The organism is Streptomyces sp. NBC_00078, from assembly GCF_026343335.1.
GTDB lineage: Bacteria > Actinomycetota > Actinomycetes > Streptomycetales > Streptomycetaceae > Streptomyces.
In genome coordinates this window covers 4355529-4378552 of the sequence record NZ_JAPELX010000001.1, presented here as the reverse complement: position 1 = coordinate 4378552, position 23024 = coordinate 4355529, and the positions used below count along the sequence as shown (strand labels likewise).

General features: G+C 70.3%; 21 protein-coding genes, 4 tRNA genes and 1 other RNA gene. 14 read left to right on the top strand and 12 right to left on the bottom strand.

Annotated features, from left to right (window positions below):
* Positions 1-26 precede the first annotated feature (26 nt).
* A complete protein-coding gene (locus tag OOK07_RS20505) occupies positions 27-449 on the top strand; it encodes a hypothetical protein (RefSeq protein WP_266797844.1) in 423 nt (140 codons plus the stop codon).
* 525 nt (positions 450-974) lie between these two features.
* Complete coding sequence (locus tag OOK07_RS20500) at positions 975-1298, top strand: hypothetical protein (RefSeq protein ID WP_266797842.1); 324 nt, start codon at positions 975-977, stop codon at positions 1296-1298.
* 778 nt (positions 1299-2076) lie between these two features.
* Here the strand turns inward: OOK07_RS20500 and OOK07_RS20495 are convergent.
* Positions 2077-2709, bottom strand: a complete 633-nt coding sequence (locus tag OOK07_RS20495; protein ID WP_266797840.1) for a DUF2461 family protein — start codon at positions 2707-2709, stop codon at positions 2077-2079.
* A gap of 183 nt (positions 2710-2892) precedes the next feature.
* Here OOK07_RS20495 and OOK07_RS20490 point away from each other — a divergent pair, with 183 nt between their 5' ends.
* Positions 2893-3849 carry an IS5 family transposase gene (locus OOK07_RS20490; protein ID WP_266797838.1) on the top strand — a complete coding sequence of 319 codons (957 nt, stop codon included), beginning with the start codon at positions 2893-2895 and terminating at the stop codon, positions 3847-3849.
* Here OOK07_RS20490 and OOK07_RS20485 read toward each other — a convergent pair.
* Entirely contained in the window at positions 3770-4342 is a 573-nt protein-coding gene (locus OOK07_RS20485; RefSeq protein ID WP_266797837.1) for a hypothetical protein, read from the bottom strand. The two genes, OOK07_RS20490 and OOK07_RS20485, sit on opposite strands and share 80 nt — an antisense overlap.
* Before the next feature lie 35 nt (positions 4343-4377).
* On the opposite strand from OOK07_RS20485, the gene OOK07_RS20480 reads away from it, so the two are divergent.
* Positions 4378-4881 carry a hypothetical protein gene (locus OOK07_RS20480; RefSeq protein WP_266797835.1) on the top strand — a complete coding sequence of 168 codons (504 nt, stop codon included), beginning with the start codon at positions 4378-4380 and terminating at the stop codon, positions 4879-4881.
* A 413-nt stretch (positions 4882-5294) separates the two neighbouring features.
* Here OOK07_RS20480 and OOK07_RS20475 read toward each other — a convergent pair whose 3' ends face one another.
* On the bottom strand, positions 5295-5546 hold the full coding sequence (locus OOK07_RS20475) for a hypothetical protein (RefSeq protein WP_266797833.1): 252 nt from the start codon (positions 5544-5546) through the stop codon (positions 5295-5297).
* A 210-nt stretch (positions 5547-5756) separates the two neighbouring features.
* On the opposite strand from OOK07_RS20475, the gene OOK07_RS20470 reads away from it, so the two are divergent.
* From OOK07_RS20470 to OOK07_RS20460, 3 genes are all read left to right on the top strand, one after another.
* Positions 5757-6887: a hypothetical protein gene (locus OOK07_RS20470; RefSeq protein ID WP_266797832.1), complete on the top strand. Its 1131-nt coding sequence runs from the start codon at positions 5757-5759 to the stop codon at positions 6885-6887.
* A gap of 118 nt (positions 6888-7005) precedes the next feature.
* Positions 7006-7779, top strand: coding sequence for an IS5 family transposase (locus OOK07_RS20465; RefSeq protein ID WP_323183041.1), 774 nt, complete (start codon positions 7006-7008; stop codon positions 7777-7779).
* 23 nt (positions 7780-7802) lie between these two features.
* Positions 7803-8192, top strand: coding sequence for a hypothetical protein (locus OOK07_RS20460; RefSeq protein ID WP_266797831.1), 390 nt, complete (start codon positions 7803-7805; stop codon positions 8190-8192).
* A gap of 90 nt (positions 8193-8282) precedes the next feature.
* Here OOK07_RS20460 and OOK07_RS20455 read toward each other — a convergent pair.
* Positions 8283-8367, bottom strand: a tRNA-Ser gene (locus OOK07_RS20455).
* 73 nt (positions 8368-8440) lie between these two features.
* On the opposite strand from OOK07_RS20455, the gene ffs reads away from it, so the two are divergent.
* The 7 genes from ffs (at position 8441) to OOK07_RS20420 (ending at position 18414) form a co-directional block, all read left to right on the top strand.
* Positions 8441-8537, top strand: an RNA gene (gene ffs / locus OOK07_RS20450) — signal recognition particle sRNA small type.
* A 53-nt stretch (positions 8538-8590) separates the two neighbouring features.
* Positions 8591-9094 carry a hypothetical protein gene (locus OOK07_RS20445; RefSeq protein ID WP_266797829.1) on the top strand — a complete coding sequence of 168 codons (504 nt, stop codon included), beginning with the start codon at positions 8591-8593 and terminating at the stop codon, positions 9092-9094.
* Positions 9095-9328: 234 nt separating this feature from the next.
* Positions 9329-11626 (top strand): DNA polymerase III subunit gamma and tau, encoded by a 2298-nt coding sequence (locus OOK07_RS20440; protein ID WP_266797827.1) that lies wholly within the window; start codon positions 9329-9331, stop codon positions 11624-11626.
* Between the two features lie 265 nt (positions 11627-11891).
* Complete coding sequence (gene purD / locus OOK07_RS20435) at positions 11892-13142, top strand: phosphoribosylamine--glycine ligase (protein WP_266797825.1); 1251 nt, start codon at positions 11892-11894, stop codon at positions 13140-13142.
* Positions 13143-13585: 443 nt separating this feature from the next.
* Positions 13586-15655, top strand: a complete 2070-nt coding sequence (locus tag OOK07_RS20430; RefSeq protein ID WP_406312057.1) for a M48 family metalloprotease — start codon at positions 13586-13588, stop codon at positions 15653-15655.
* Positions 15656-15828: 173 nt separating this feature from the next.
* Positions 15829-17343 carry a N,N-dimethylformamidase beta subunit family domain-containing protein gene (locus OOK07_RS20425; RefSeq protein ID WP_266797823.1) on the top strand — a complete coding sequence of 505 codons (1515 nt, stop codon included), beginning with the start codon at positions 15829-15831 and terminating at the stop codon, positions 17341-17343.
* A 171-nt stretch (positions 17344-17514) separates the two neighbouring features.
* Positions 17515-18414 (top strand): phosphoribosylaminoimidazolesuccinocarboxamide synthase, encoded by a 900-nt coding sequence (locus tag OOK07_RS20420; RefSeq protein WP_266797821.1) that lies wholly within the window; start codon positions 17515-17517, stop codon positions 18412-18414.
* Between the two features lie 65 nt (positions 18415-18479).
* Here the strand turns inward: OOK07_RS20420 and OOK07_RS20415 are convergent.
* From OOK07_RS20415 to OOK07_RS20380, 8 genes are all read right to left on the bottom strand, one after another.
* Positions 18480-18555, bottom strand: a tRNA-Gly gene (locus tag OOK07_RS20415).
* 23 nt (positions 18556-18578) lie between these two features.
* On the bottom strand, positions 18579-19193 hold the full coding sequence (locus OOK07_RS20410) for a response regulator transcription factor (RefSeq protein ID WP_266797819.1): 615 nt from the start codon (positions 19191-19193) through the stop codon (positions 18579-18581).
* Entirely contained in the window at positions 19190-20404 is a 1215-nt protein-coding gene (locus OOK07_RS20405) for a sensor histidine kinase (RefSeq protein ID WP_266797817.1), read from the bottom strand. Before OOK07_RS20405 ends, OOK07_RS20410 begins: the two co-directional genes overlap by 4 nt.
* Before the next feature lie 20 nt (positions 20405-20424).
* Entirely contained in the window at positions 20425-21228 is an 804-nt protein-coding gene (locus OOK07_RS20400) for an ABC transporter permease (protein WP_266797815.1), read from the bottom strand.
* Complete coding sequence (locus tag OOK07_RS20395; RefSeq protein WP_266797813.1) at positions 21225-22223, bottom strand: ABC transporter ATP-binding protein; 999 nt, start codon at positions 22221-22223, stop codon at positions 21225-21227. Before OOK07_RS20395 ends, OOK07_RS20400 begins: the two co-directional genes overlap by 4 nt.
* A 127-nt stretch (positions 22224-22350) precedes the next feature.
* A tRNA-Gly gene (locus tag OOK07_RS20390) sits at positions 22351-22423 on the bottom strand.
* A gap of 81 nt (positions 22424-22504) precedes the next feature.
* A tRNA-Gly gene (locus tag OOK07_RS20385) sits at positions 22505-22576 on the bottom strand.
* A gap of 124 nt (positions 22577-22700) precedes the next feature.
* Positions 22701-23018 (bottom strand): histone-like nucleoid-structuring protein Lsr2, encoded by a 318-nt coding sequence (locus tag OOK07_RS20380; RefSeq protein ID WP_266682268.1) that lies wholly within the window; start codon positions 23016-23018, stop codon positions 22701-22703.
* Positions 23019-23024 lie beyond the last annotated feature (6 nt).

Below are 23024 nucleotides of genomic sequence, written 5' to 3'. Positions count from 1 at the left end.
ACCACGAACATGTATCGTCTCCCGGCGTGACCGACACCAACGCGCCCCGGGCCAGCCGTGATCTGCTCATCGGGGCCTGGATCTGCGCGGTCCCGGCGATCGGCGGCTTCCTCCTGGCGCTCGGCCTGATGCTCTTTCCGCCGTCCTTCGACAACAACGGGAGCTTCGGCGAGCCGATGTCGTGCGGCGTGCCCGCACTGTTCGACCGGCAGGCGTTCACGAAGCAGGAGTACGGCTCCGAAGCCGGGCTCAACGAGCTCGGCACGACCGGATGCGCCGCGACGGTCGCCGCCCGGGAGCACCAGGCGGTCGGCGCCCTAGCCGTGGCCACTCCGCTCGGACTGCTTGCCCTGGCCCTCCACCTGCACCGCCGCACGGCCCCGGCCGCAGCTGCTGGGTTGCGATCCGGCGAGTCAGGGTCGGTGGAGAAGCGGCCGACGCAGGGATAGCGGAAGGTCTCCAGCACGGCATCGGACTCCTTCGTGGTCACCTGTAGGGCGGCGGCGTGATCGGGTGGCGAAGAGGTCCGGGGTAGCGGGGTGCAGCTGGATGCGCAGGCCGGGGCAGGTGTTTCCCCAGGGCTGCGGCCGTGGCGTGCAGGGGCCGAATTCCGGCGGTGGCGGGCCGCTCGGACCACAGTCCACCGATGACGCTGCACCCTATAGAGATGCCGACCAGCACCGTGCTGACCCCCTCACTACGGGGACACGCATCGCTCATCGGTGCCGCTCAAACTTCGCTGGCCCGAAGTCTCGGACTACCCGCGTGCCTGGTGGTACGCGTACCGCACGTGACAGGTTGCTGCCCCCTCACAGGTGAAACTAGGAGTGCCCTGTGAAACGTCGACGCCTCTTGGTCGTGCTGGCGCCCTGGTCGTCGCATCCGGCTGCTCGTCCCCTGACGACAAGGCCGCGCCCGCAAGCCCTTCGAGCTCGGCATCTGCCGACGGGGCGTGCGAGGCTGTCGAAGCCTATGTGACCGCACTGAACTCCCGCAGTGTCACTGACCTGATCGCCGTCGGCGGTGTCAAGGACGAGGAGACGTCCAGGCAGGAAGCCGCGCAGATCCTCGCGGACCGGGGCGGGCGCGGATGGAAAATCAAGGGCGTGCAGATCGAGCACGACATGGGCCCGAACACCGGCTCGGCCCGCCTCGTGGCCGAGGACAAGGCGGGTAAGCCGTTGCAGGACACCTTCACCGTGACGCGGCAGAAGGGCACGTGGCACCTCGTGGTCTTCACACACCAGCCGACCGAGCCGGGCAAGGAACCCGCCTCAACCGACAAACCTGGTTCCTGACCGGCCAGTTGGGCGGCCTGCGCCCGGGAGTCAGGTGTAGGCCGCCCGTCAGCCGGTGGGATCCGCCAGTGACGGCACTGAACCGAACGCACCGGCGAAGGTTTTGAGGTGACCACGGGATGTAGACCCTACGGCTGCTGGCGGTTCAAGAGCCTGGTCCGGATCTCTGCCCGGATCAGCTCTTCCGGGGCATCCACGGATTCCACACGGCGAGTATCAGCCGATGCAGGCAGATCGGCCGACAGCCGATCCGATGGCTGGTGGTCGGAGGGCTGTAGGATCTCGCGCTTCGCTGCATATGACGAGGCTGTGACCTGCGGCTTCTCGCGTTGTCTCACGCTGCTTCATCTGCGGTTGTCTCGGCTCTCGGTGCATCCCCGCCAGGTTTACTGAGGCTGCTCCGGACGGGCAGATCGCTGACTTGCGGTGTCTCACGGCCGCTATCGCCCGGGACGGTGGTGCGGTCGGCTGTACGGGGGTGCCGTACGGCGGGAAACGCGGGGGGTCGTTCTGCCGCAGGATGTTCGACCGCAACATTGCGCTGCTCGGGGGGGGGCATCGCCCCGGTCCGTGCCTGCAATTCCCAAACTCCTGGCGGATGTGCTCTCCGGGATCCTCGGTCCGGGGCCGGTCTTCGACCGTGCTGGCCCCTGGCCGAGGTGCCGGACGGTTATCGGGAGATGAACGACCGGTCGGCGCTGAAGGTGCGCATCTTCTGAGCGCGGGGGCTGGCGGCACGGGTGTGGTTCCTCCCGGGCCGCGCGGCGCCGTCGTGATGTCAGGCGGTGCGCTTCACGTGGCGGACCAGCCACATCAGCAGGGGGTCCAGGTCGGCGGCGGCCGAGAGGACCCGGTCGACCGCCTCGGGGGTGTGCAGCCACTCCTCGCAGCCGAGGGGACGGGCGGCGATCAGCGAACGGTGGCGCAGCAAGTTGGCATGGGCGTGGTCCGTCGGATAGCCGCGCGGGGGGCGTTTCATCACGTCCCCGGAGATGTCGTAGCCCTTCTTCCGCACGTCCTCGACGATGACGGACAGTTCGTGGCCGCTCCCCTCGGAGGCCACGGCTTTGCGGAACATGTCCACCTGGCCGGGATCGGGGTACCACCAGGCGCCCTGGATCCGCAGGCCGTCCAGGGAGAACCGAAGACCGATCTCGATCTTGCGGCCGAGCCGGATCACGCCGCCCTGGTGCTGCCACCACCAGGAGTCCGTGCGGTAGTGCCAGACGGAGAAGTCCTCGTACCGGGGGTCGGCGTCCGCGACCTCGTTGAGCAGGGTGATCATCGGCTGCCGGACCAGCCGTTCGCGGTCCGCGCGGTAGCGCTCGCGGGTCGCGTGGGTCGGTTCGCCCTGGAGCTGCCACAACACGTCCATGGCTTGCTCTGGCCAGCCGGTGAACTGTCCACGCATGCGCGGAGGATAACTCACCCATGATCCGCGCGCGGAGAGTGAGAGCGTTGTGGCCAATCGGATTGCGTTCGAGCGGTAGCCGGGGGCGGTTCGGGCGCTCGTGCGGTGCGGGTGGCGGGCATGAAAGAACGGGCCCCTCGGTAGGGACACGGTTGAGTCGACCAAGTCCTCCGAGGAGACCCGTTGCCCGCCCAGTGGACCACTGCCGTGCCCGAGACGTCCAACCCCATCACCCTGGAATGCGACTGCTACGTCCACCAGTTCGGGGCGATCGCTCCAAGGCGGCGGGAGTCGTACTACGAGACCGACATGAGCGACGCGGAATGGGCTTTGGTCCGGGCGTCGATGCCGATGCCGGCCTGGATGGAGTCCAGGGGCGGCCGTCCGGAGGCGCATTGCCACCGCGACATGATCGACGCGGTGCGCTACGTGGTCGACAACGGCGCGAAGTGGTGTGCCGTGCCACGGGATTTCCCCTGGTGGCGGGCGGTGTACGACTTCTTCCGCCGCTGGCGTGCGCACGGATACGTCCGGGAGTTGTACCAGCGGCTGCGCCGCGCCGACCGGGTGGCGAGGGGCCGCAGCGCGGAGCCGACCGCCGGGATCATCGATGCGCAGTCCGTCGACGGCGCGGACACGGTCGTGATGTCACGCGGCTTCGACGGGAACAAGAAGCGCGACGGCCGCAAGCGCTCGATCCTCACCGATACCTGCGGTGACCTGCTGGAAGTCATCGTGACCCCGGCCGACGTCCACGACTCCAAGCCCGCGCCCGCGCTCCTGGACCGCTACATGGACGAGCCCGGACGGCTGCTGAAAATCGTCTGGGCCGACAGCGCCTACCAAGGGCAGCCCCTGGCCGATGCCTTCGCCCGGCACGGCGTGAGGGTCGAGGTCGTTCAACGCCCGGACGGGACACGCGGCTTCACCGCCCTGGCCCGCCGCTGGGTCGTGGAACGCACCCTGGGTCAGCTCTCGCGGGCCCGGCGTCTCAACCGCGACCACGAACGCCGCCCGGACCATCACGAGCAGATGGTCTGGTGGGCCGGCCTGATCACCCTCACCCGCCGGATCGCCGGCGAACGCCGGCACTGGCCCGATCGCCGGCCGGGCCGCCGCCCGGGCCCGCAGCCGGCCTGAACAGGCCCCTCTCCCGCTCCAGCCAGCCCTTCGCATGCAGGGCATAGGCGCGATGGCGCACCCGTTCCACCGCGAGTTTTTCCCGTCCCAGCCCCAGGGTGTCCGCGACCGTGGCCACGTCCACCAGGCCGTCGGCGGCCACGACCGTCTCGAAAATCTGCCGGTACATGCCGCACAACGACCGTCCTTCCAGGCCCACGTGCCACTGCGACGGCCGCTCGTCATAGCCCTCACGCCCCCTGCGCGAGGGCACCTTGGCCTCGCTGTCCGGCTCCTGCGGCACATCGGCAACCGCCCCGGCATCGGTGGCCGCCTGCGCACCCGTCGCGGCAAGCTCGTCCATCAGCTCCTCCCGCCCGATCCGGGCGAACTCCCACCGCTGACGGGCCTCGGCGGCCTGTTCCTCGGCCTCGCGCAGCCGCGCCTCCGCCCCGTCCAGCACTTCACGAGCCCGCACTTCACGCCGTTCCATCAACGCGATCACCGACGGCACCGACCACCTCCAGGACGAGGAAACCACCCGCCCCGGTGCTGCCCGGGCCCACCGACGAGAACACGTCGATCATGGAAAAACCGCAGCTCTTCGAGCTACGGTTCGGTTGGCCACAACGCTCTAAGCGTGCTGCGAACCTTCTCACGGCTGCCGCCATCACAATGGGGGCCGTCATGACAGTCGGTTCGGGAACCGCTTCCGCAGCGGTTCCGGAGAACGTGAGGTTCTACGACAGCGGCAAGATGAGCGATGGGTCGCGGATCGTCGAGGTTTTCGTCAACGGAGCCTTTGCCGGCCTCGGCCAGTGGAAGGCCGACGGGGACACGCTTGAGGCGCTCGACCGGCGCTCGGATGGATTCGGCATTGCTTCCTACCTGAGCACCAGCCCTGTGCGCGAGGCAAGCACGTACGGCCATGACTCCCCCTACACTGCAACAAAGGGGGGAAACCTGACCGAGGACAAGCCCTACAATTTCTGGGTTTGCAGAGGTGGCAATGCCGGACAGATTTGCTCTGACGTGTATTCAGTCACGTCATAGTAGTCAAGCTCCCATCGGGAGCTAAAAGAAAATCCCACCGAGGTGGATCGACTTGGCAGTTTTACATCCGGTCGATCCACCTCGGTGCGTAAGCCTTCGTTGTCCATTCCCAAGTCGTTCGAGGCTCCCCGCTGCCCACCTGGTGACATCCACCAGAGTGTTCAGGTCCGGTCCGAGTCCGAAGAGCTGCAGTTGGAGACACTGCGCCGACACAGCTCGACGATCTCGGCCTTGAACTCCGGCGTGAACGAGCGGCGAGGGCGAGGCTTCTTCCCCTCCGACCGGTGACATCCTTCGGTGCGTGTTCCACTGATAGGACTCTTACTTTAGTGCTTTATGCCGGATCTACTATTCGGTCAGAAATGTCGAGTCGCCACGGCCGGGCTGCGGCGCTGCAGTAAAGCCCGCTGGGTTCAGGCGGTCATGACGATGACGGGCAGGAGGAAGCCGAACAGTCCGGTACACAAGCCCACGGTGCAGGAGCGCCGAGGAGCGCCGGTGGTGAAGCCGATGATGGCGAGGGTGACTGCGAGGGCCCCGAAGATGACAGGGATTCCGGCTCCGATGTAGCCGGCGACCAGGGACAGCACACAGGCGAGGATACCGAGGCCGGACGAGGCACCGCCGTAGAGCGACGCGGGACTGTCGGTGTGTCCAGCGGGCATAGCACTGTCCTTGTCCATAGGGCCGTTGTGCGGGAGCGGATGCTTCCCATCATGCCAGGTACGCCCGGAGGTCCTGGGGCCCCCTTGGCAAAAGCCTATTGATCTTGATCGGGTCATGATCATAGGGTTGCGGGCGACCGCACGAGACTCAAAAACGGGGAGAAATCTGTGCAACTGCACGGTCGTACTGTGAAATTGACACTACTCGCTGTGACACCCCTCGCGCTCCTGGCGACCGGATTCGCGGCGTCCGCCACACCGGCACCGCCCGTCACCCCCTTCTCTCTAGCTTCGGTGCGCGCGCACGAACTGACGGACGTGAGCGGCTTCGCCTCCTCCAGCGCCACGGGGCGCCTGCTGGAGCACCAGGGATTCGCGGTGCTGCGGACGGCCGCGAGCCGTACAGCGCTGGTCGACAGTTCCATGGCGGACCAGGGCATCACCAGCGCGACCGGCGCTTCCTCCGTGGACCTCTCGTGGCAGGGTTACGGCCCAGGGGCCCGCTACGTCGTCAGCCGCGACGGCGAGGACATAGCCGCGCTCGGCGCCGGGGTCACGTCCTTCCACGACACCCGACTGCAGGCGGGCAGTCACCACTCATACCGGGTCGCCCCCATCCTTCCCAAGGGCGGCAACCCGAAGGCCCGCGCGTGGGGCATGCAGGTGACCGTTCCCACGGTGCGCAAGGGCGAGGACCAGTTGAGCGCGCAACGCCGGCAGGCGGTGCAGCAGGCGTCGGCCGCGGCGGTCGCCAAGACCACCACGGTGACGTGGGAGACGTTCATCCCCCAGAAGAGGATCGACGCACCGCTCGCGGGCTGCGACTACGGGCACAACTTCCAGTTCGCCGGGGATGGCCACGGCTTCGACTGGAAGGCGTCGTCGTACCGCACGGCGCTGAACGCGGTGATCACGTGGTCGTCGAAGAAAGTCGCCGGTTACAAGGCCATCGGAGCCAGCCACGTCTACGTCAAGAGCACGGGCAAGCTGGTCGCCACCAAGACGGCTTCCGACAAGGACATGGTGGCGAAGAAACTGGGGTCGGGGGGCAACTACGTCGACATTCGCCTAGTCACCCACGCCACCAACCCCTTCTGCAAGGGTCTGGGAGGCGTCAAGGGAGCGATCGACGGCGCGCTCTCGATGCACGTGACGACCAGTGGAAACTGGTCGATCATCTCCGGTACGCACCGCCTGATGCCTGACCACTACATATACATCTACAACGGCGGCAAGGTCACGGACGTCTACAAGCGCAGTTACGCCAACGCGGCCTGCCTGGCCGGGTCGGTGGCGTGCCCGCAGGCCGACCTCACCGGCCACTACGGCACGTTCAAGTAGACCGCCCGCGGGAGCGCACACGAGAGCCCTGCACCAGGCACACGCCAGGTGCAGGGCTCCTGCGCAGGCTTTCCCGTCGCAAATGGCCGACCGAGTGCACGGCATGCGGAAGACCAGGATGTTGGTGCACCACGCCTCCAGGTTCTCGATGCCGACTGGCCGGTCGGGGAGTGATCCCGGGGCCTGCGATCTGCGGGAGGCCGTGAACGCGATCTTCTACCAGAACCGGACGGGCTGTCAGTGGCGCTACCTGCCCCATGACCTTCCCGCCTGGTCGTCGGTGTTCTACTACTTCACGCTGTGGCGTCAGGGCAGCCCTGACCAGCGGATCCAGGAACTCCTGCGCTGCCAGGTCCGGGAGAGAGCCCGGAGATTAGAGGACCCGTCCCTCGTGATCATCGACATCCAGTCCGTGCGCGCGGCCGCGGGTGTCCCGAAGACCACGACGGGGCTGGACGTCAACAAGAAGGTCTCGGGCCGCAAGCGGGGACTGGCCGTCGACGTGCTGGGGCTGATCATCGGCGTCGTCGTGCTTGCCGCATCCGCCCACGACAACACCGCCGGCACCGCTCTGCTCGACCAGGCCGCCGGACGGTGCGGGATGCGTCTGGAGAAGGCACTGGTGGACCAGTGCTTCAAGGCCGGGGTCCTCATCCACGGTGCACTGCTGCACATCGACGTCGAAGTCGTCCGCCGCAACCCGACTGACCAGGGCAAAGGCTTCGTCCCGCAACCGAAGAGGTGGATCGTGGAGCAGGTCAACGGCACGCTGATGCTGCACCGTCGACTGGCCCGCGAGTACGATCACCGGCCCGACACCTCCACCTCGCGCGTCTACTGGGCCTCCATCGCGAACATGACCCGCCGCCTCACAACACCCGCTCCGTCCTAGCGCGATACCCTCGGGCTGGCCGCGTGAACGTCATCGGGCTCCTGGCCGACCTCCAGGCCCAGCACGACGAGACCGCAGCCCGGGCCGGCGCACTGCGCGACCAGCTACAGCACTTGACCGCCGCCCTGGCCGAGACCGAAGCGCGACTCGCGGACCTGGCCACCACCCGGAAGGTCATCGCCGAACTCGCACCGGCTGGAGGCCAACCCGAGACGAACACCGCCTACCAGGCCATTGTGAACACCTTCAACCAGCATCCCGATCAAGAGATCCGAGCCCGTGAGCTGCACGAAATCCTCGGCATGCCCACCGACGAGGCATCCGTCAACATCACCCGCAGCCGCCTCGGACGCCTCACCCGCCAAGGCTTCCTCAGCCAACCCGGACGAGGCCGCTACCAGAAACGGACTTAACGTCCACTGAGACCAAAACTGAGACCACAGCACGACGAGGGCCCCGACCAAGATCTGGTCGGGGCCCTCGTTTCCGCTGGTCAGCGGCTGCGGAGGATACGAGATTCGAACTCGTGAGGGGTTGCCCCCAACACGCTTTCCAAGCGTGCGCCCTAGGCCTCTAGGCGAATCCTCCGCCGGGAACATTACATGACGTGGGAGGGTGCTAGCGAACTCGTTCGGGCGCCCGGCGATCAGGTAGGCTGGGGTTCAGCCCCTCACGCGGCGCTATCTGACTGAACTCCCCCAGGGCCGGAAGGCAGCAAGGGTAGGTCGGCTCTGGCGGGTGCGTGAGGGGTCTTCTCTTGCGTGGACGCCCCTGCTGCCGCCGTCAGCCCCGTGGGCGACAGATCCCGCCGGTGCGCGCGCAGGGGCATCCGCTCGTCGACGTAGACCGCGACGAAGAAGACCAGCGCGACGCCGAGGCCGATGACCGACGGGTGATGGCCGGTGGTCGGGGCCAGGATGGCGGTGATGGCGAGCCAGAGGAACACGTTGGGCGTGTTCTGGGTGATGAACACGTCACGGCCGAGGGCTGTGCCGTGGGGGCGCATACCGAGGAACAGCGCCGTCAGTCCCCGGAGGAGCGTCAGGGCCGCCGCGGTGATGGCCGTCCCCAGCAGCAGGTGACCGGCGAGCGACGCCGTCAGCCCCGTCGGCGGGGTCAGCGCGAACGTGGACAGGCCGGCGAGCGGGATCAGGGCCAGGCCGCCCAGCCAGTTCCAGTTCGTGCTGAGGGCGCCCGCGCGGATCGGGTCGCGCCGGCGCAGGACCTGGGCGCCCCCGCCGGGGACGACGAGGGCGGCGAGCAGAACGGCCGCGTACGTGAGCAGTGCCGGTTCGAGGATGGTGAGCGTGTGTGACTTCGTGCATACCACTGACATCACCCCGTCCGGCGGCGCCGTCTGCCCGCCGCAGCGGGGGCCGCGACCGTCCGGGGCAGATCGCCCTCGGAGACGAGTTCTACTTAACTTTTCAACTTCATCGGGGGACAAGCCCGTTTCCATGAAGTGGTTGCAAAAACCCGGAGACGGTCGATAACGGCTGTTGAAACCGCGCGGTCCGCGTTGTCAGTGGGCGCCTATAACCTCGTATGCGTGTCGTCTCTCGCGCTGTACCGCCGCTATCGCCCGGAGTCGTTCGCCGAGGTCATCGGACAGGAGCATGTGACCGACCCGCTGCAGCAGGCGCTGCGTAACAACCGGGTCAATCACGCGTACCTGTTCAGTGGCCCGCGCGGATGCGGCAAGACGACGAGCGCACGCATCCTGGCCCGTTGCCTGAACTGCGAGCAGGGCCCCACGCCGACACCGTGCGGCGAGTGCCAGTCGTGCCAGGACCTGGCGCGCAACGGCCCGGGATCGATCGACGTCATCGAGATCGACGCCGCGTCGCACGGCGGTGTGGACGACGCCCGTGAGCTGCGCGAGAAGGCCTTCTTCGGGCCCGCGGCCAGCCGATACAAGATCTACATCATCGACGAGGCCCACATGGTCACGTCGGCCGGTTTCAACGCGCTGCTGAAGGTCGTCGAGGAGCCACCGGAGCACCTCAAGTTCATCTTCGCGACCACCGAGCCCGAGAAGGTCATCGGGACGATCCGGTCGCGTACGCACCACTACCCCTTCCGGCTCGTGCCTCCGGGGACGCTGCGCGAGTACCTCGCCGAGGTGTGCGGACGCGAGAACATGGCGGTCGAGGAGGGCGTGCTGCCGCTGGTCGTGCGCGCGGGCGCGGGTTCCGTGCGTGACTCCATGTCCGTCATGGACCAGCTGCTCGCCGGAGCGCGGGAGGAGGGTGTGACGTATGCCATGGCCACCTCCCTCCTCGGCTACACCGACGGCTCGCTCCTGGACTCCGTCGTCGAGGCCTTCGCCACGGGCGACGGCGCCGCCGCCTTCGAGGTCGTCGACCGCGTCATCGAACGAGGCAACGACCCGCGCCGCTTCGTCGCCGACCTGCTGGAGCGGCTGCGCGACCTCGTCATCCTCGCCGCGGTGCCTGATGCCGCGGAGAAGGGGCTGATCGACGCCCCGGCCGACGTCGTGGAGCGCATGCAGGCCCAGGCGGGCACCTTCGGCGCCGCCGAACTCAGCCGCGCCGCCGACCTTGTCAACGACGGCCTGACCGAGATGCGCGGCGCCCACGCGCCCCGCCTCCAGCTCGAGCTGATCTGCGCCCGCGTACTCCTGCCCGCGGCCTACGGCGACGAGCGCGCCGTGATGGCCCGCCTCGACCGCCTGGAGCGGGGCGTGAACTTCTCCGCGGGCGCCACCATGCCCACGACTGGGTACGTACCCGGGCCCGACGTTCACGGCCAAGCGGCCCCCGGCCCGGCCGCCGCCGCGCCGGTCGCGCCGGTAGCGCCGGTCGGGCCGGGAGGCGGACCCGCCGCGGCCCGAGCGGCGGTACGGACATCGGGCGCGCCGTCCGCCGGAGTCGGCACCACCCCGCCGGCCCCCGAGGCACCCGCACCCCCGGCGCCCCCCGAGCCGGCCGCCCCGGTGGCGCCCCAGCCCGAGACTCAGCCCCAGCCCCAGCCCCAGCCCCAGCCCCAGCCCCAGTCCCAGCCCACTCCGCCCGCGTCGGCTGCCGCCCCTGGTGCCTGGCCCACCGCCGCTCCGGCCGGCAGCGGCCGACGCCCCGGCGGCTGGCCCACGGCGGCGCCCACGGGCACGGGCCGCCCCCCTGCCGCCCCCGCCGCATCCAGCGCACCGACACCGGCACAGGCACCGGCACCCACGCCCGCTCCTCAGCCGGCAGTGCCCGCACCCGCCGCCGCGTCCTACGCGCCCCCGAGCGGCGGCCTGGATCCCCGGATGCTCTGGCCGAACATCCTGGAGGCGGTCAAGAACCGCCGCCGCTTCACCTGGATCCTGCTCAGCCAGAACGCCCAGGTGGCCGGCTTCGACGGAACGACCCTCCAGCTGGGCTTCGTCAACGCAGGAGCCCGCGACAACTTCGCGAGCAGCGGCAGCGAGGACGTACTGCGGCAGGCGCTGACCGAGCAGTTCAGCGTGCAGTGGAAGATCGAGGCGATCGTCGACCCGTCCGGCGGCTCGGCCCCGCCCCCCGCCAACGGCGGCCACGGCGGCGGCGGCACCCCGGGTGGAGGCGGTATCCCGGGCGGCTACGGCACCGGCACGGCGACGCAGCGCCCCGCCTCCCCACCGGCCCCCTCCGCACCCGCACCCCCGTCGGCAGAGGCCACCCCCGCCCCGAGTGCCGCCCCTGGACCCCAGCCGACGGCCCCGGAACCCCCGCCCCCGGTCGCCCCCGAGGACGACATCCCCGAGGACGACGACCCCGACCTCAACGAATCGGCCCTCTCCGGCCACGAACTGATCGTGCGCGAACTGGGAGCGACGGTGATGGAGGAGTTCTCGAACGAGTAGCCGGCGCGTCCGTCCGGCTTTTGAGGGCGAGGCCCTTCATCACGGGCCGAAGAGTGGATCGCGGGGCGCAGCCACCGGCGCCCGCAGCCCCCGGCGCCCGCAGTCCCCGGGACGCACGCAGCAACGCGGTCCCGGATTCAGCGGCGCCGGATTCAGCCGGACCGGATTCAGTGGGCGGGATTCGGAGGAACGTACAGCGCGCCGCCCTCCCCGCCCTCGGCAACCCGCACAAACCTCCAAGCCCCGCGCCGGTTAGGCTGACCCCGTGAAGGTCCTCGTCATTGGTAGCGGCGCCCGCGAACACGCCCTGTGCCGCTCCCTGTCCCTCGACCCCGGCGTCACCGCCCTGCACTGCGCCCCCGGCAACGCCGGCATCGCCGAGGTCGCCGAGCTGCACCAGGTCGACGCGCTGGACGGCAAGGCCGTGTCCGCGCTGGCCACGGAGCTCGGCGCCGATCTCGTCATCGTGGGCCCGGAGGCGCCCCTTGTCGCCGGGGTCGCCGACGCCGTGCGCGAGGAGGGCATCCCGGTGTTCGGCCCCGCCAAGGAGGCCGCGCAGATCGAGGGCTCCAAGGCCTTCGCGAAGGACGTCATGGCGGGCGCGGGGGTCCCCACCGCACGTTCGTACGTCTGCACGACCCCGGACGAGGTCGACGAGGCCCTCGACGCCTTCGGTGCTCCGTACGTCGTCAAGGACGACGGCCTCGCCGCAGGCAAGGGCGTCGTCGTCACCGGCGACATCGAGGCGGCGAAGGCGCACGCCAACTCCTGCGAGCGCGTCGTCATCGAGGAGTTCCTCGACGGCCCCGAGGTCTCGCTCTTCGCCATCACGGACGGCGAGACCGTCGTACCGCTCCAGCCGGCCCAGGACTTCAAGCGCGCGCTCGACGGCGACGAGGGTCCGAACACCGGTGGCATGGGCGCGTACTCGCCGCTGCCGTGGGCAGACCCGAAGCTGGTCGAAGAGGTTCTGGAGACCGTCCTCCAGCCGACCGTCGACGAGATGCGCCGACGCGGCACCCCCTTCTCCGGTCTGCTCTACGCCGGCCTCGCGATCACCTCGCGCGGTGTGCGGGTCATCGAGTTCAACGCCCGTTTCGGCGACCCCGAGACCCAGGTGGTCCTGGCCCGCCTGAAGACCCCGCTGGCCGGTGTCCTGCTCGCCGCCGCGAACGGCACCCTGGCCGACGTGGAGCCCCTGCGCTGGAGCGAGGACGCCGCGGTCACCGTGGTCCTCGCCTCGCACAACTACCCCGGCACCCCTCGCACCGGCGACCCGATCACCGGCCTCGACGAGGTAGCCGCCGAGGACGCCCCGTACGCCTACGTCCTGCACGCCGGAACCAAGCACGACGGCGACTCGGTCGTCAGCGCCGGCGGCCGGGTCCTGTCCGTCACGGCGATCGGCAAGGACCTCACCAAGGCCCGCGAACGCGCGTACAGGGCCGTCTCACGCCTCCACCTCGACGGCTCCCAGCACCGCACGGACATCGCCGCGAAGGCGGCGGGCGCGTGACGGTCGCCACCGTCACCCCCGTCACCCGCCGTCACCCCCACCACTGAGGCGGCCGCGCGCGGATGAACCGCACAGGTCCCGGATCCGTCTTCGGATCCGGGACCTGTCGTCGTTCCCGACCTCGTTGCCGGACCTTCTTGCCCCAGCTCCCCTCCTGGCCCTGTCTCCCGTCTTGGCCCTGTCTCCCGTCTTGGAATCCAAGTCAAAAACCGGGGCCTGATCTTCGCTGTCCGTCATCCACCTCTGACCAAAGCCATTCCATCGAGTGACCGCTCTCCCAACCGGGTGACGGGGGCGAGGGCCCCAACTAGGGTGCGGCGCAAGCGGTCCGGCACTTGGCCCACCGGCATTGCGATGTCAGTGGTGGGTGCCACAGTGGGGGAGTGAGCAACACCAGGACAGGCAGGCAGTCAGGACAGCTGGGGAGGGGGTGAGGTCCGGTCGTGACCGGTACGGGTATGGGTGTGGAAGTGGGCGCGCAGGCAGCGCGTTCGAGGGCCCTTGCCGTGCTGCGCATCCGCAGCAGGGCGTTGGCCGTGGCCCTGCTCCCCGCGGCTGTCGCCGTGGTGTTGATGGCCGGCGGTTCCACGGGCCATCTCGTGGGGTCGTTCTGGCACGCGGTCCGCTGGGCCGTGACTCCGGTCGCCGTCCTCGTCCTGCTCGCCGCAGGCGCCATCGCCCTGGTCGTCGCCCGAGCCCGCCCCGCCGTGAGCCCGACGGTCCCGATCGCCGAGGCGTCCGCCCCGGACCTGTACCGAATGGTGCGCGACCTCGCCGACCGCCTCGACGTCCCCGCCCCCTCCGCGATAGCGCTCACCCCGGACTGCGACAGCTGGCTCGAGGACCGCACCCACCCGGCCCACGGCCCGCCCCCGCCGTCGCACCGGGACGAGATAGCGGGTGTGCGAGGCGCCCACCGGCGCACCGCCGCCGCACCGGTCCTCGTCATCGGCTCCCCCTTCCTGTGGTGGATGCGCGTCGGCGAACTGCGCGCGGTTCTCGCCCCGGTCATCGCCGGTACGGGACCCTCGGCGCACCCGGACATAGCCGCGGCCCGCCGCTTCGTGCGCGGCCTGGACGCCGCGGTGGCCGTCGCCTCGACGCCCGCCCGCTGCCCGCTGACCCGTTCGATGTGCGCGGGCGTCGGCTGGGTGGCCCGGCTGCTGCTGCGCAGCTGTCGGGAGCATGCGACCCAGATGGAGCGAGGGGTCGCGGCCGCGGCCTCCGAGCGTGCACAGGCTGTGGACTACGGCCTCAGGATCGTCGCCCAGGAACAGGTCGGCCTGGCATACGCCGGCTGGGACCGCCTTCTGACCCGCGTCGCACTGCCCGCCTGGCGCATGGGCCGGTGGCCCTCCCGGCTGGACGCGGGCGTCGTGGCGGCACTCACCGAACTCTCCCGCCGCGACCGCCTGGCCGAGGGCTTCGCCTCCCGCTTGGGCGAGCGCCCCGCCTGTGACCTGCTCGAAGAGCCCGGGACGGTGGACGAGGCGGTCTCGCTCCTCGCCGCCCGCCTCTTCCACGGCGGCCCCGCGGAGCCCGGCCCCGACTGGTCACCGGTGCACTGGGCGGAATACCCGGACGAGGTGGTGGACCGCAAATGGCGCACGGACGCGGCCCGTCTCCACAAAGTCCTGGACACCCTGGGCATACACCGAACCCCGGGCCCCACCAGCCCCACCCCAGAGGGGCCGACGCTCTCCCGAATCCTCGACCACCTCGCAACTCCCCCACACCCAGCGGCCTGGTCCACCCCGGAGCCCACAGCCGCTGAGCGGCCCACGCCCGCACCCGCTGCTTCAATCGCTCCCGCAGCCGGCGACGCCGAGCCCCACCCGGAGGGGCCGCCCGCGCCCGACGAATCACCCCGTCCCGATCCCGCTCTCGACGCCGACGCCGACGCCGATCCCGCTCTCGACGCCGACGCCGACGCCGACGCCGACGCCGACGCCGACGCCGACGCCGACGCCGACGCCGACGCCGCCCCCGCCCCCGCTCTCGACGCCGACGCCGCCGCCCCCACGCTCGACGCCGACGCCGGCCCTACGTTCGATGCCGACGCCGACCTCGATGTCGACCCCGACCCCGAGCCCGAAAACGAACGCACAACCAGTCTCGCCGCGGGCCTCACCGCCGAACTGGCCCGCGAGGAAGCCACAGCCGCCGCCACAGCCACCACGGCCCAAGCCGCCGCTGCTGAGGGCACCACCCCCGAGACCCCCCTCTGGGACGACGGCACGCTCCCTCTCTTCCCGCTCCAACCTCCCCGTACAGCCCGCGAGTTGCTGACCGACCACGTCACAGCGATGGTCTGCTGCGCCGCCATGGACACCGCAGGCGCAACCCCCGGCCTCGACTGGCTGGACGGCCCGTCCCTCCTCATCAACGGCGAACGGGCCACAGATCTGACCCCCCGGGTCCTCAGCCTCGTGGAAGACGGCGACCCGGCCCCCCTCCGAACCTGGCTGCTCGAAACCGGCATACGCCCCGAGAAGCCCGTCCGGCTGGTCTGACGCAAGCGGAACCTCGAATTCCACTTTCGGCCAATTCGCAACGAATAGTGACCACATGAGTGCGCAATGTGATGTGCTGGGATCGATCGGGCACATGGCAAGGGCTTGCGGCACACGCCGGGCGCCGGCACAGACAGCACGCGACCACGGGGGATCGAGGGAGGGGAGCGACCATGGGATCGGAGCAGGGATCGGAGCAGATCCGCCGCTGGGAGTCCGGAGCGCTGGCGCACGCCGTGACCGACCCCTTCGGCCAGGGCCCCGTCCCCTGGCTCCGCGGCAGCGAGACCTACTTCGACGACACCGGCCAGGTCGTCCCCTGGTACGTGGACGCACCCCAGCAGTCGCCCGCTGGCGACCACCCGGACGCCCCCCGCGTCCCGGCCCCGCGTTCCGCCGGAGGCCCACGCTCCGCGGACGACGTCCGCCGTCAGATCAAGGGCTTCATCTCCACCGGCGCGGTCGCCCCCGGCGAGCCCGTCGACTTCCATGTCACGGTCGACCCGCCCCAGGAATTCAGCGTCGACATCTACCGCATCGGCCACTACGGCGGCGACGGCGCAGCCAAGATCACCACCAGTCCCCGTCTCTCCGGCATCGTCCAGCCCCCGCCGCTCGCCGCGGACCGTGCGGTCTCGTGCCACCACTGGTGGCTGTCCTGGCGGCTGCAGATCCCGTCGTACTGGAGCATCGGAGCGTATGTCGCCGTCCTCACCACGGCCGACGGCTACCGCTCCCACATCCCCTTCACGGTCCGCGACAGCCATCCGGCGGATCTGCTCCTGCTCCTGCCCGACGTGACCTGGCAGGCCTACAACCTCTACCCGGAGGACGGGCGCACGGGCGCGAGCCTCTACCATGCCTGGGACGAGGAGGGCCGTCTGCTGGGCGAGTCCGACGCGGCGACCACGGTCTCCTTCGACCGCCCGTATGCCGGCGCCGGCCTCCCCCTCCACGTCGGCCACGCCTACGACTTCATCCGCTGGGCCGAGCGCTACGGCTACGACATCGCCTACGCCGACGCCCGCGACCTGCACGCAGGCCGTGTCGACCCCACCCGCTACCGCGGCCTGGTCTTCCCGGGGCACGACGAGTACTGGTCGTCCAACATGCGCCGTACCGTCGAACTCGCCCGGGAGCACGGCACCTCCCTCGTCTTCCTCTCCGCCAACACCATGTACTGGCAGGTGGAGTTGGGCCCGTCCCCGTCCGGCGTCCCGGACCGCCTCCTCACCTGCCGCAAGCGCAGGGGCCCGGGCAAACCGGTGCTGTGGCGCGAAGTCGACCGCCCCGAGCAGCAGTTGGTCGGCATCCAGTACGCGGGCCGGGTCCCCGAACCGCACCCCCTGATCGTCCGTAACGCCGATCACTGGCTGTGGGAGGCGACCGGCGCGCACGACGGCGACGAGATCGAGGGCCTGGTCGCGGGCGAGGCCGACCGCTACTTCCCGCGCACCCCGCTGCCCGAGCACGAGGACCGCATCCTGCTCGCCCACTCCCCGTACGCCGACTCGGAGGGCGCCCTCCGCCACCAGGAGACGTCTCTGTACCGGGCCCCCTCCGGCGCCCTGGTCTTCGCATCCGGGACGTTCGCCTGGACGCCGTCCCTGGACCGTCCGGGCCATGTCGACGCACGCGTCCAGCGCGCCACGGCAAACCTGCTGGACCGCATCTGTAAACGTGACTGAACTCACGTACGCCCACGTCACCGCCACTTTCGAGCCCACCCCACTCCAAGGGCGATCCCCGGCATACGGGAGAATCGAGCCACTGGCCCGCCCGTCACGCACCACCCTCACGCACCACCACCCTGTTCGAGCCCTGCGGGCGCCCCTTTCGTTCAACCACGGGGAGGAACCGTGTCCGGATTCGTAGAAAAGCCCGAGCCGATTCAGGTTCCGGGCCTGGTGCACCTGCACACCGGCAAGGTGCGCGAGCTGTACCAGAACGAGGCCGGCGACCTCGTGATGGTCGCCAGTGACCGCCTGTCCGCGTACGACTGGGTGCTGCCGACCGAGATCCCCGACAAGGGCCGGGTGCTCACGCAGCTGTCCCTGTGGTGGTTCGACCAGCTCGCCGACCTGGTCCCCCACCACGTCCTGAGCACCGAACTGCCCCCGGGCGCCCCCGCCGACTGGGCGGGCCGCACCACGGTCTGCAAGTCGCTCCAGATGGTCCCGGTCGAGTGCGTGGCCCGCGGCTACCTCACCGGCTCCGGCCTGCTGGAGTACAACGAGTCCCGCACCGTCTGCGGCCTCGCCCTCCCCGAGGGCCTGTCCGACGGCAGCGAACTCCCGGCCCCGATCTTCACCCCGGCCACCAAGGCCGCGGTCGGCGAGCACGACGAGAACGTCTCCTACGAGGAGGTCGCCCGCCAGGTCGGCGCGGACACCGCGGCCCAGCTCCGCCAGGCGACCCTCGCCGTGTACTCCCGCGCCCGCGACATCGCCCGCGACCGCGGGATCATCCTCGCGGACACGAAGTTCGAGTTCGGCTTCGAGGGCGAGAGGCTGGTCATCGCGGACGAGGTGCTCACCCCGGACTCCTCCCGCTTCTGGCCGGCGGACGAGTGGGAGCCGGGGCACGCGCAGCCGTCGTACGACAAGCAGTTCGTGCGCGACTGGCTGACCTCGCCGGCCTCCGGCTGGGACAGGAAGAGCGAGCAGCCCCCGCCGCCGCTGCCGCAGGAGGTCGTGGACGCGACCCGCGCGAAGTACGTCGAGGCGTACGAGCGGCTGACGGGCATGAGCTGGGCGTAGGCCGAATGCCCCCGGGAAACCGGGGGCAACGCGAAAGCCCCCGGCCGGAGCCGGGGGCTTTCATGTGGAGCGAACGACGAGGTTCGAACTCGCGACCTCAACCTTGGCAAGGTTGCGCTCTACCAACTGAGCTACGTTCGCAATGCGCCGAAGCGCGAGCACCACTATACCCAACCTCGCTGGCGGGCGAGCCGCACCGCCGTGTGCCGGTTCTCCGCGCCGAGCTTGGAGGCGGCCGACGAAAGGTAGTTCCGCACGGTCCCCTGCGACAGCGCGGCCCGTTCGGCGATCTCCGCCACGGGCGCGCCGTCGGCGGCGAGTTCCAGCACCTCGGCCTCCCGCACGGTCAGCGGGGAGTCCCCGGAGGCGATCGCGTCGGCGGCCAACTCGGGATCGACGTAACGGTTTCCGGCATGCACCGTGCGGATGATCTCCGCGAGCCGCTGCGCGCTGACCGTCTTCGGGACGAACCCGCGCACACCCGCCGCGAGCGCCCGCTTCAGATGCCCGGGCCGTCCGTGACTGGTGACGATCAGTACCTGGCAGCCGGGCAGTTCGGCCCGCAGGGATGTGGCGACCTTCACACCGTCGGCCCCCGGCATCTGGAGATCGAGCACGGCGACATCCGGTTCGTGCGCCCGGGCCATCGCCTGCGCCTCGGGTCCGGACGCCGCCTCGGCCACGACCACGAGGTCGTCCTCCAGCCCGAGCAGCGCGGCGAGCGCACCCCGGATGAGGTGCTCGTCGTCGGCGAGCAGCAGTCGTACGACAGCGGTCATGCCGGGACCTCGGCCACAGCCAGCGGCACCTCGGCCACCACCCGGAACACGTCCCCGCCGGCCGGCCCCGCCTCCAGCGTGCCGCCCACCGCCGACAACCGCTCCCGCAGTCCGGCCAGTCCGGAGCCGCCCTTCGTCGTGGGCGGGCCGGCCCCGTCGTTCTCCACCGTCAGCACCACGCGTTCCTCCGTCACCAGCAGAGCCACCCCACACCGTCCGGCGTCCCCGTGCCGCAGCACGTTCGTCGTCGCCTCGCGGACCACCCAGCCGAGCGCCGACTGCACCTCGCCGGGCAGCCCGGCCGTCTCCCCCGTCACCTCGCAGTGGATGCCGGCGGCGGTCAACACACCCTGTGCACCGGCCAGTTCGACCCCGAGATCGGCCTCCCGATATCCCCGTACGACATCCCGTACCTCCCGCTGCGACTCCTGCGAGATCCGCTGCACCTCGATCATCTGGTCCACGGCCTCGGGCCGCCCGCGGCGCGCCAGCTGTACGGCGAGTTCGCTCTTGAGCGCGATGACGGCGAGGTTCCGCCCCATCACGTCGTGCAGATCCCGGCCGAACCGCAGCCGCTCCTCGGCGACGGCGAGCCGGGCGCGGGCCTCGCGGGCCTCGTCGAGTTCGTAGACGGCGTTCAGCAGCCAGACCGAGAAGATCGCGGTGAAGGCCAGGAACCCGGCTCCGAGGAACACGCCCAGCATGGTGAGCAGAGTGGCGGGGCCGGAGGTGCCCAGCGGGAACGAGACGGCTCCCGCGCCGACCGAGAAGCCGACCACGATCGCGCACACCCGCCGCCGGTCGCGCACGCCGAGCGAGATGACCCCGGCCGCGACGACCAGCACGACCCCGAACACACCGCTCGCCGTGGCGTCGAGGCCGTCGCCCCTCGGTCCGCGCTGCGCGATCCCCACCGCCGTGACGGCGATCACGGCGGTCACCGCTGCGAGCGTCCACAGCAGCCGCACGGGCTGTGGACGGCGCCCGCGGGTCCAGTCCAGTGCCCGGGACACCGTCACCGTGCACGCCACGGCGTGCACCGCCACCAGGCCCAGCAGCGCTCCGCCGAGCCCGGGTCCCAGCGTGCCGACGGCCGGCAGCCCGATCGCCAGGATCTCGGTCACGCCGAAGAAGTGGAACGACCACCGCGTGTACGTCTCGACCTTCGCCGGTGTGCTCTTGCGCCGCCACCAGCCGCGTGTCCGCCCCATCCCCCCGAGCCCCCCGTCCGTCAGCGCCGTGGTTCCCACCGGAACCACCGCCGTACAGCAAACACCGCCAGCAGCGTCCAGACCAGGGCGGTCGCCAGGGCGCCCAGTGCCTCGTACGCGCTCAGCCGCCCGGTCCATCCGCCGCCGACCAGCCGTACGGCAGGAGAGAGCGGAAGGAATTCGCAGACGGCGGCGAGCCGATCGGGCAGGATCCCGGCGGGGACCGCGATGCCCGAGCCCATCATCGACACGAGCACCAGCGGCAGCGCCGTGAACTGGGCGCTCTCCACGGTCCTGGTGAAGGTGGCGGTGAGCGCGGCGAGCGCGGCGCACAGCGTCAGGCCCGACAGGATGCCCAGCACGGTCAGATACGGCGCCCGGGGCGCCCCGGCGTCGACGAGCAGCACGCAGCCGGCGGCCAGCACCAGGGACTGGGCGAGGCCGACGCAGACGGCGGGCAGCGCGGTGCCGAAGAGGATCTCGTGGTCGCCGGGTTCCCCGGTCCGCAGCCGCTTCAGGACGAGTTCCTCGCGGCGGGCGACGAAGGCGCTCACCAGGGCCGTGTACACGGAGAACAGGAAGGAGAAGCCGATCGCGGCGGTCAGCATCACCGTGCCGATGTTGAGTCCATGGCTCTTGAGGTCCATCTGGTCGATCGCGGGCCTCACGGTGAAGGGCACCGCGAGCGGCACGAGCAGCGCCGTGGCCACCGCGCTCCGGTTGCGGCCGAGCAGGGTGAGCTCGGCCCGGGCGAGGGCACGCAGCCGGCGCGCGGCGGGGGCGTGGGCGCGGGCGTGGGCGTGGGCGTGGGCGTGGGTGCTCATGCCGCCCTGCCTTCTTTCGCACGGCCCGCTCGTTCGCGACGATGGGGGTCCCCCCGATCGAGCGGGGGGACCCCCATCCGGGCGATTCCCAAAAACGCCTCCTCCAGCGAGGCGGACCGCACATCGAGCGCCCGCAGTTCCACCCGGGCCCGCTCGGCCCACACCAGCAGCCCGGTGGCGGCCCGCTGCAACTCATGTGTCCGCAGCCGTACGAGATCGCCGTCCACCTCGTGCCCGCACACCCCCAGCTCACCGAGCGGCGGCAGGTCCCCGAGGAAGTAGCCGCCGGGCAGCCGGAAGGAGATCCGCGAGGGTTGTGCGGCGGTCACCTCGCCCGGTGTCCCGGTCGCCGCGATGCGCCCCTCGTGCAGGATCGCCAGCCGGTCGGTGAGCGCCTCCGCCTCCTCCAGGTAGTGCGTGGTCAGCAGCACGGTCGTGCCCGTGTCGCGCAGCGCCCGCACCAACTCCCAGGTGTCCCGGCGCCCTTCGGCGTCCAGGCCGGTCGTGGGTTCGTCCAGGAACAGCACCTCGGGCTCGCCGAGCAGCGCGAGCGCCAGGTCCAGGCGCCGCCGCTCACCCCCGGACAGTTGCTTCACCCGCACCCCGGCGCGCCGTCCGAGCCCGACCAGCTCCAGCGCCTCCGCCTCGGGCCGCGCCCCGCTGACACACCCGGCCCACATCCGCGCGGTCTCGGCGACGGTCAGCTCGGACGGGAACCCGCCCTCCTGCAGCATGACCCCGGTACGAGGCCGTACGGCGCCCCGCTCCTCGTAGGGATCGTGCCCGAGCACCCGCACCCGCCCCCCGGCCGGCCGTGCGAGCCCCTCCAGCAACTCGACCGTGGATGTCTTGCCCGCCCCGTTGGTGCCGAGCAGCGCGAAGATCTCGCCGCGGTCCACGGAAAAGGTGATTCCGCGTACGGCCTCGAACCCGCCCCCGTACACACGCCGCAGGTCAGTGACCTCAATCACGTGTTCGTGTTCGTTGGTGTCCATGACTTCAGCGTCCCGCCGAGCGGGATCCGGCAGCAGTGCGCGGTGTCATCGCTCCGTATGACAAATGTCAGAAGGGAGTCGGCACACGAAAAAGACCCCGGTCCCAAGGACCGGGGTCTTACTCCTGAGCGGACGACGAGGCTCGAACTCGCGACCTCAACCTTGGCAAGGTTGCGCTCTACCAACTGAGCTACGTCCGCATTGCCTCCGACCGGCTCCCACCGATCGGCGCGAACACCAGCCTACCTGATCCACAAGAGTGGCTCGGTCCGGCGGTGCAGAGCGGGTGACAGGAATTGCACACTGCGCCTTCCCCCTGGAAGGGGGATGTTCTACTACTGAACTACACCCGCATGTACTCCGTGAGCTGGGCCTTTCGGCCTCGCCCCGCGGCGTGCTCCAGACTCTAGCCGACCCTGAGGGGTACAGCGCAAGTCGGTTCCTCCGAGGGGCGAGTGACCGGTCGTCGGCCGGCGGCTACTGCGCCGCGCTGAACGCCTCGTAAACCTTCTTCGGGATCCGGCCGCGGGCCGGGACGTCCATCTTGTTGGCCTGGGCCCAGGCGCGGACGGCTGCCGGGTCGGGTGCGACCTCCGTCTGCCGGTAGGTCCTGCCGGACTTCGACCGCTTGCGGCCGGCCTCCACGTACGGCTCGAGCGCCTTACGCAGTTTCTTGGCATTGGCTTGGTTCAGGTCGATCTCGTACGACTTGCCGTCGAGTCCGAAGGCGATCGTTTCCGCCGCTTCCGAGCCGTCGATGTCGTCAAAGAGAGTGACTACGACCTTCTGCGCCACGAATAT

Bases quoted from the DNA above. Each gene is read 5' to 3' on its own strand.
- OOK07_RS20465 (WP_323183041.1), top strand. From the start codon at position 7,006: ATGTTGGTGCACCACGCCTCCAGGTTCTCGATGCCGACTGGCCGGTCG.
- OOK07_RS20495 (WP_266797840.1), bottom strand. From the start codon at position 2,709: ATGCGTGGACAGTTCACCGGCTGGCCAGAGCAAGCCATGGACGTGTTG.
- OOK07_RS20425 (WP_266797823.1), top strand. From the start codon at position 15,829: ATGGGATCGGAGCAGGGATCGGAGCAGATCCGCCGCTGGGAGTCCGGA.
- OOK07_RS20475 (WP_266797833.1), bottom strand. From the start codon at position 5,546: ATGCCCGCTGGACACACCGACAGTCCCGCGTCGCTCTACGGCGGTGCC.
- OOK07_RS20400 (WP_266797815.1), bottom strand. From the start codon at position 21,228: ATGAGCACCCACGCCCACGCCCACGCCCACGCCCGCGCCCACGCCCCC.
- OOK07_RS20405 (WP_266797817.1), bottom strand. From the start codon at position 20,404: ATGGGGCGGACACGCGGCTGGTGGCGGCGCAAGAGCACACCGGCGAAG.
- OOK07_RS20410 (WP_266797819.1), bottom strand. From the start codon at position 19,193: ATGACCGCTGTCGTACGACTGCTGCTCGCCGACGACGAGCACCTCATC.
- OOK07_RS20395 (WP_266797813.1), bottom strand. From the start codon at position 22,223: ATGGACACCAACGAACACGAACACGTGATTGAGGTCACTGACCTGCGG.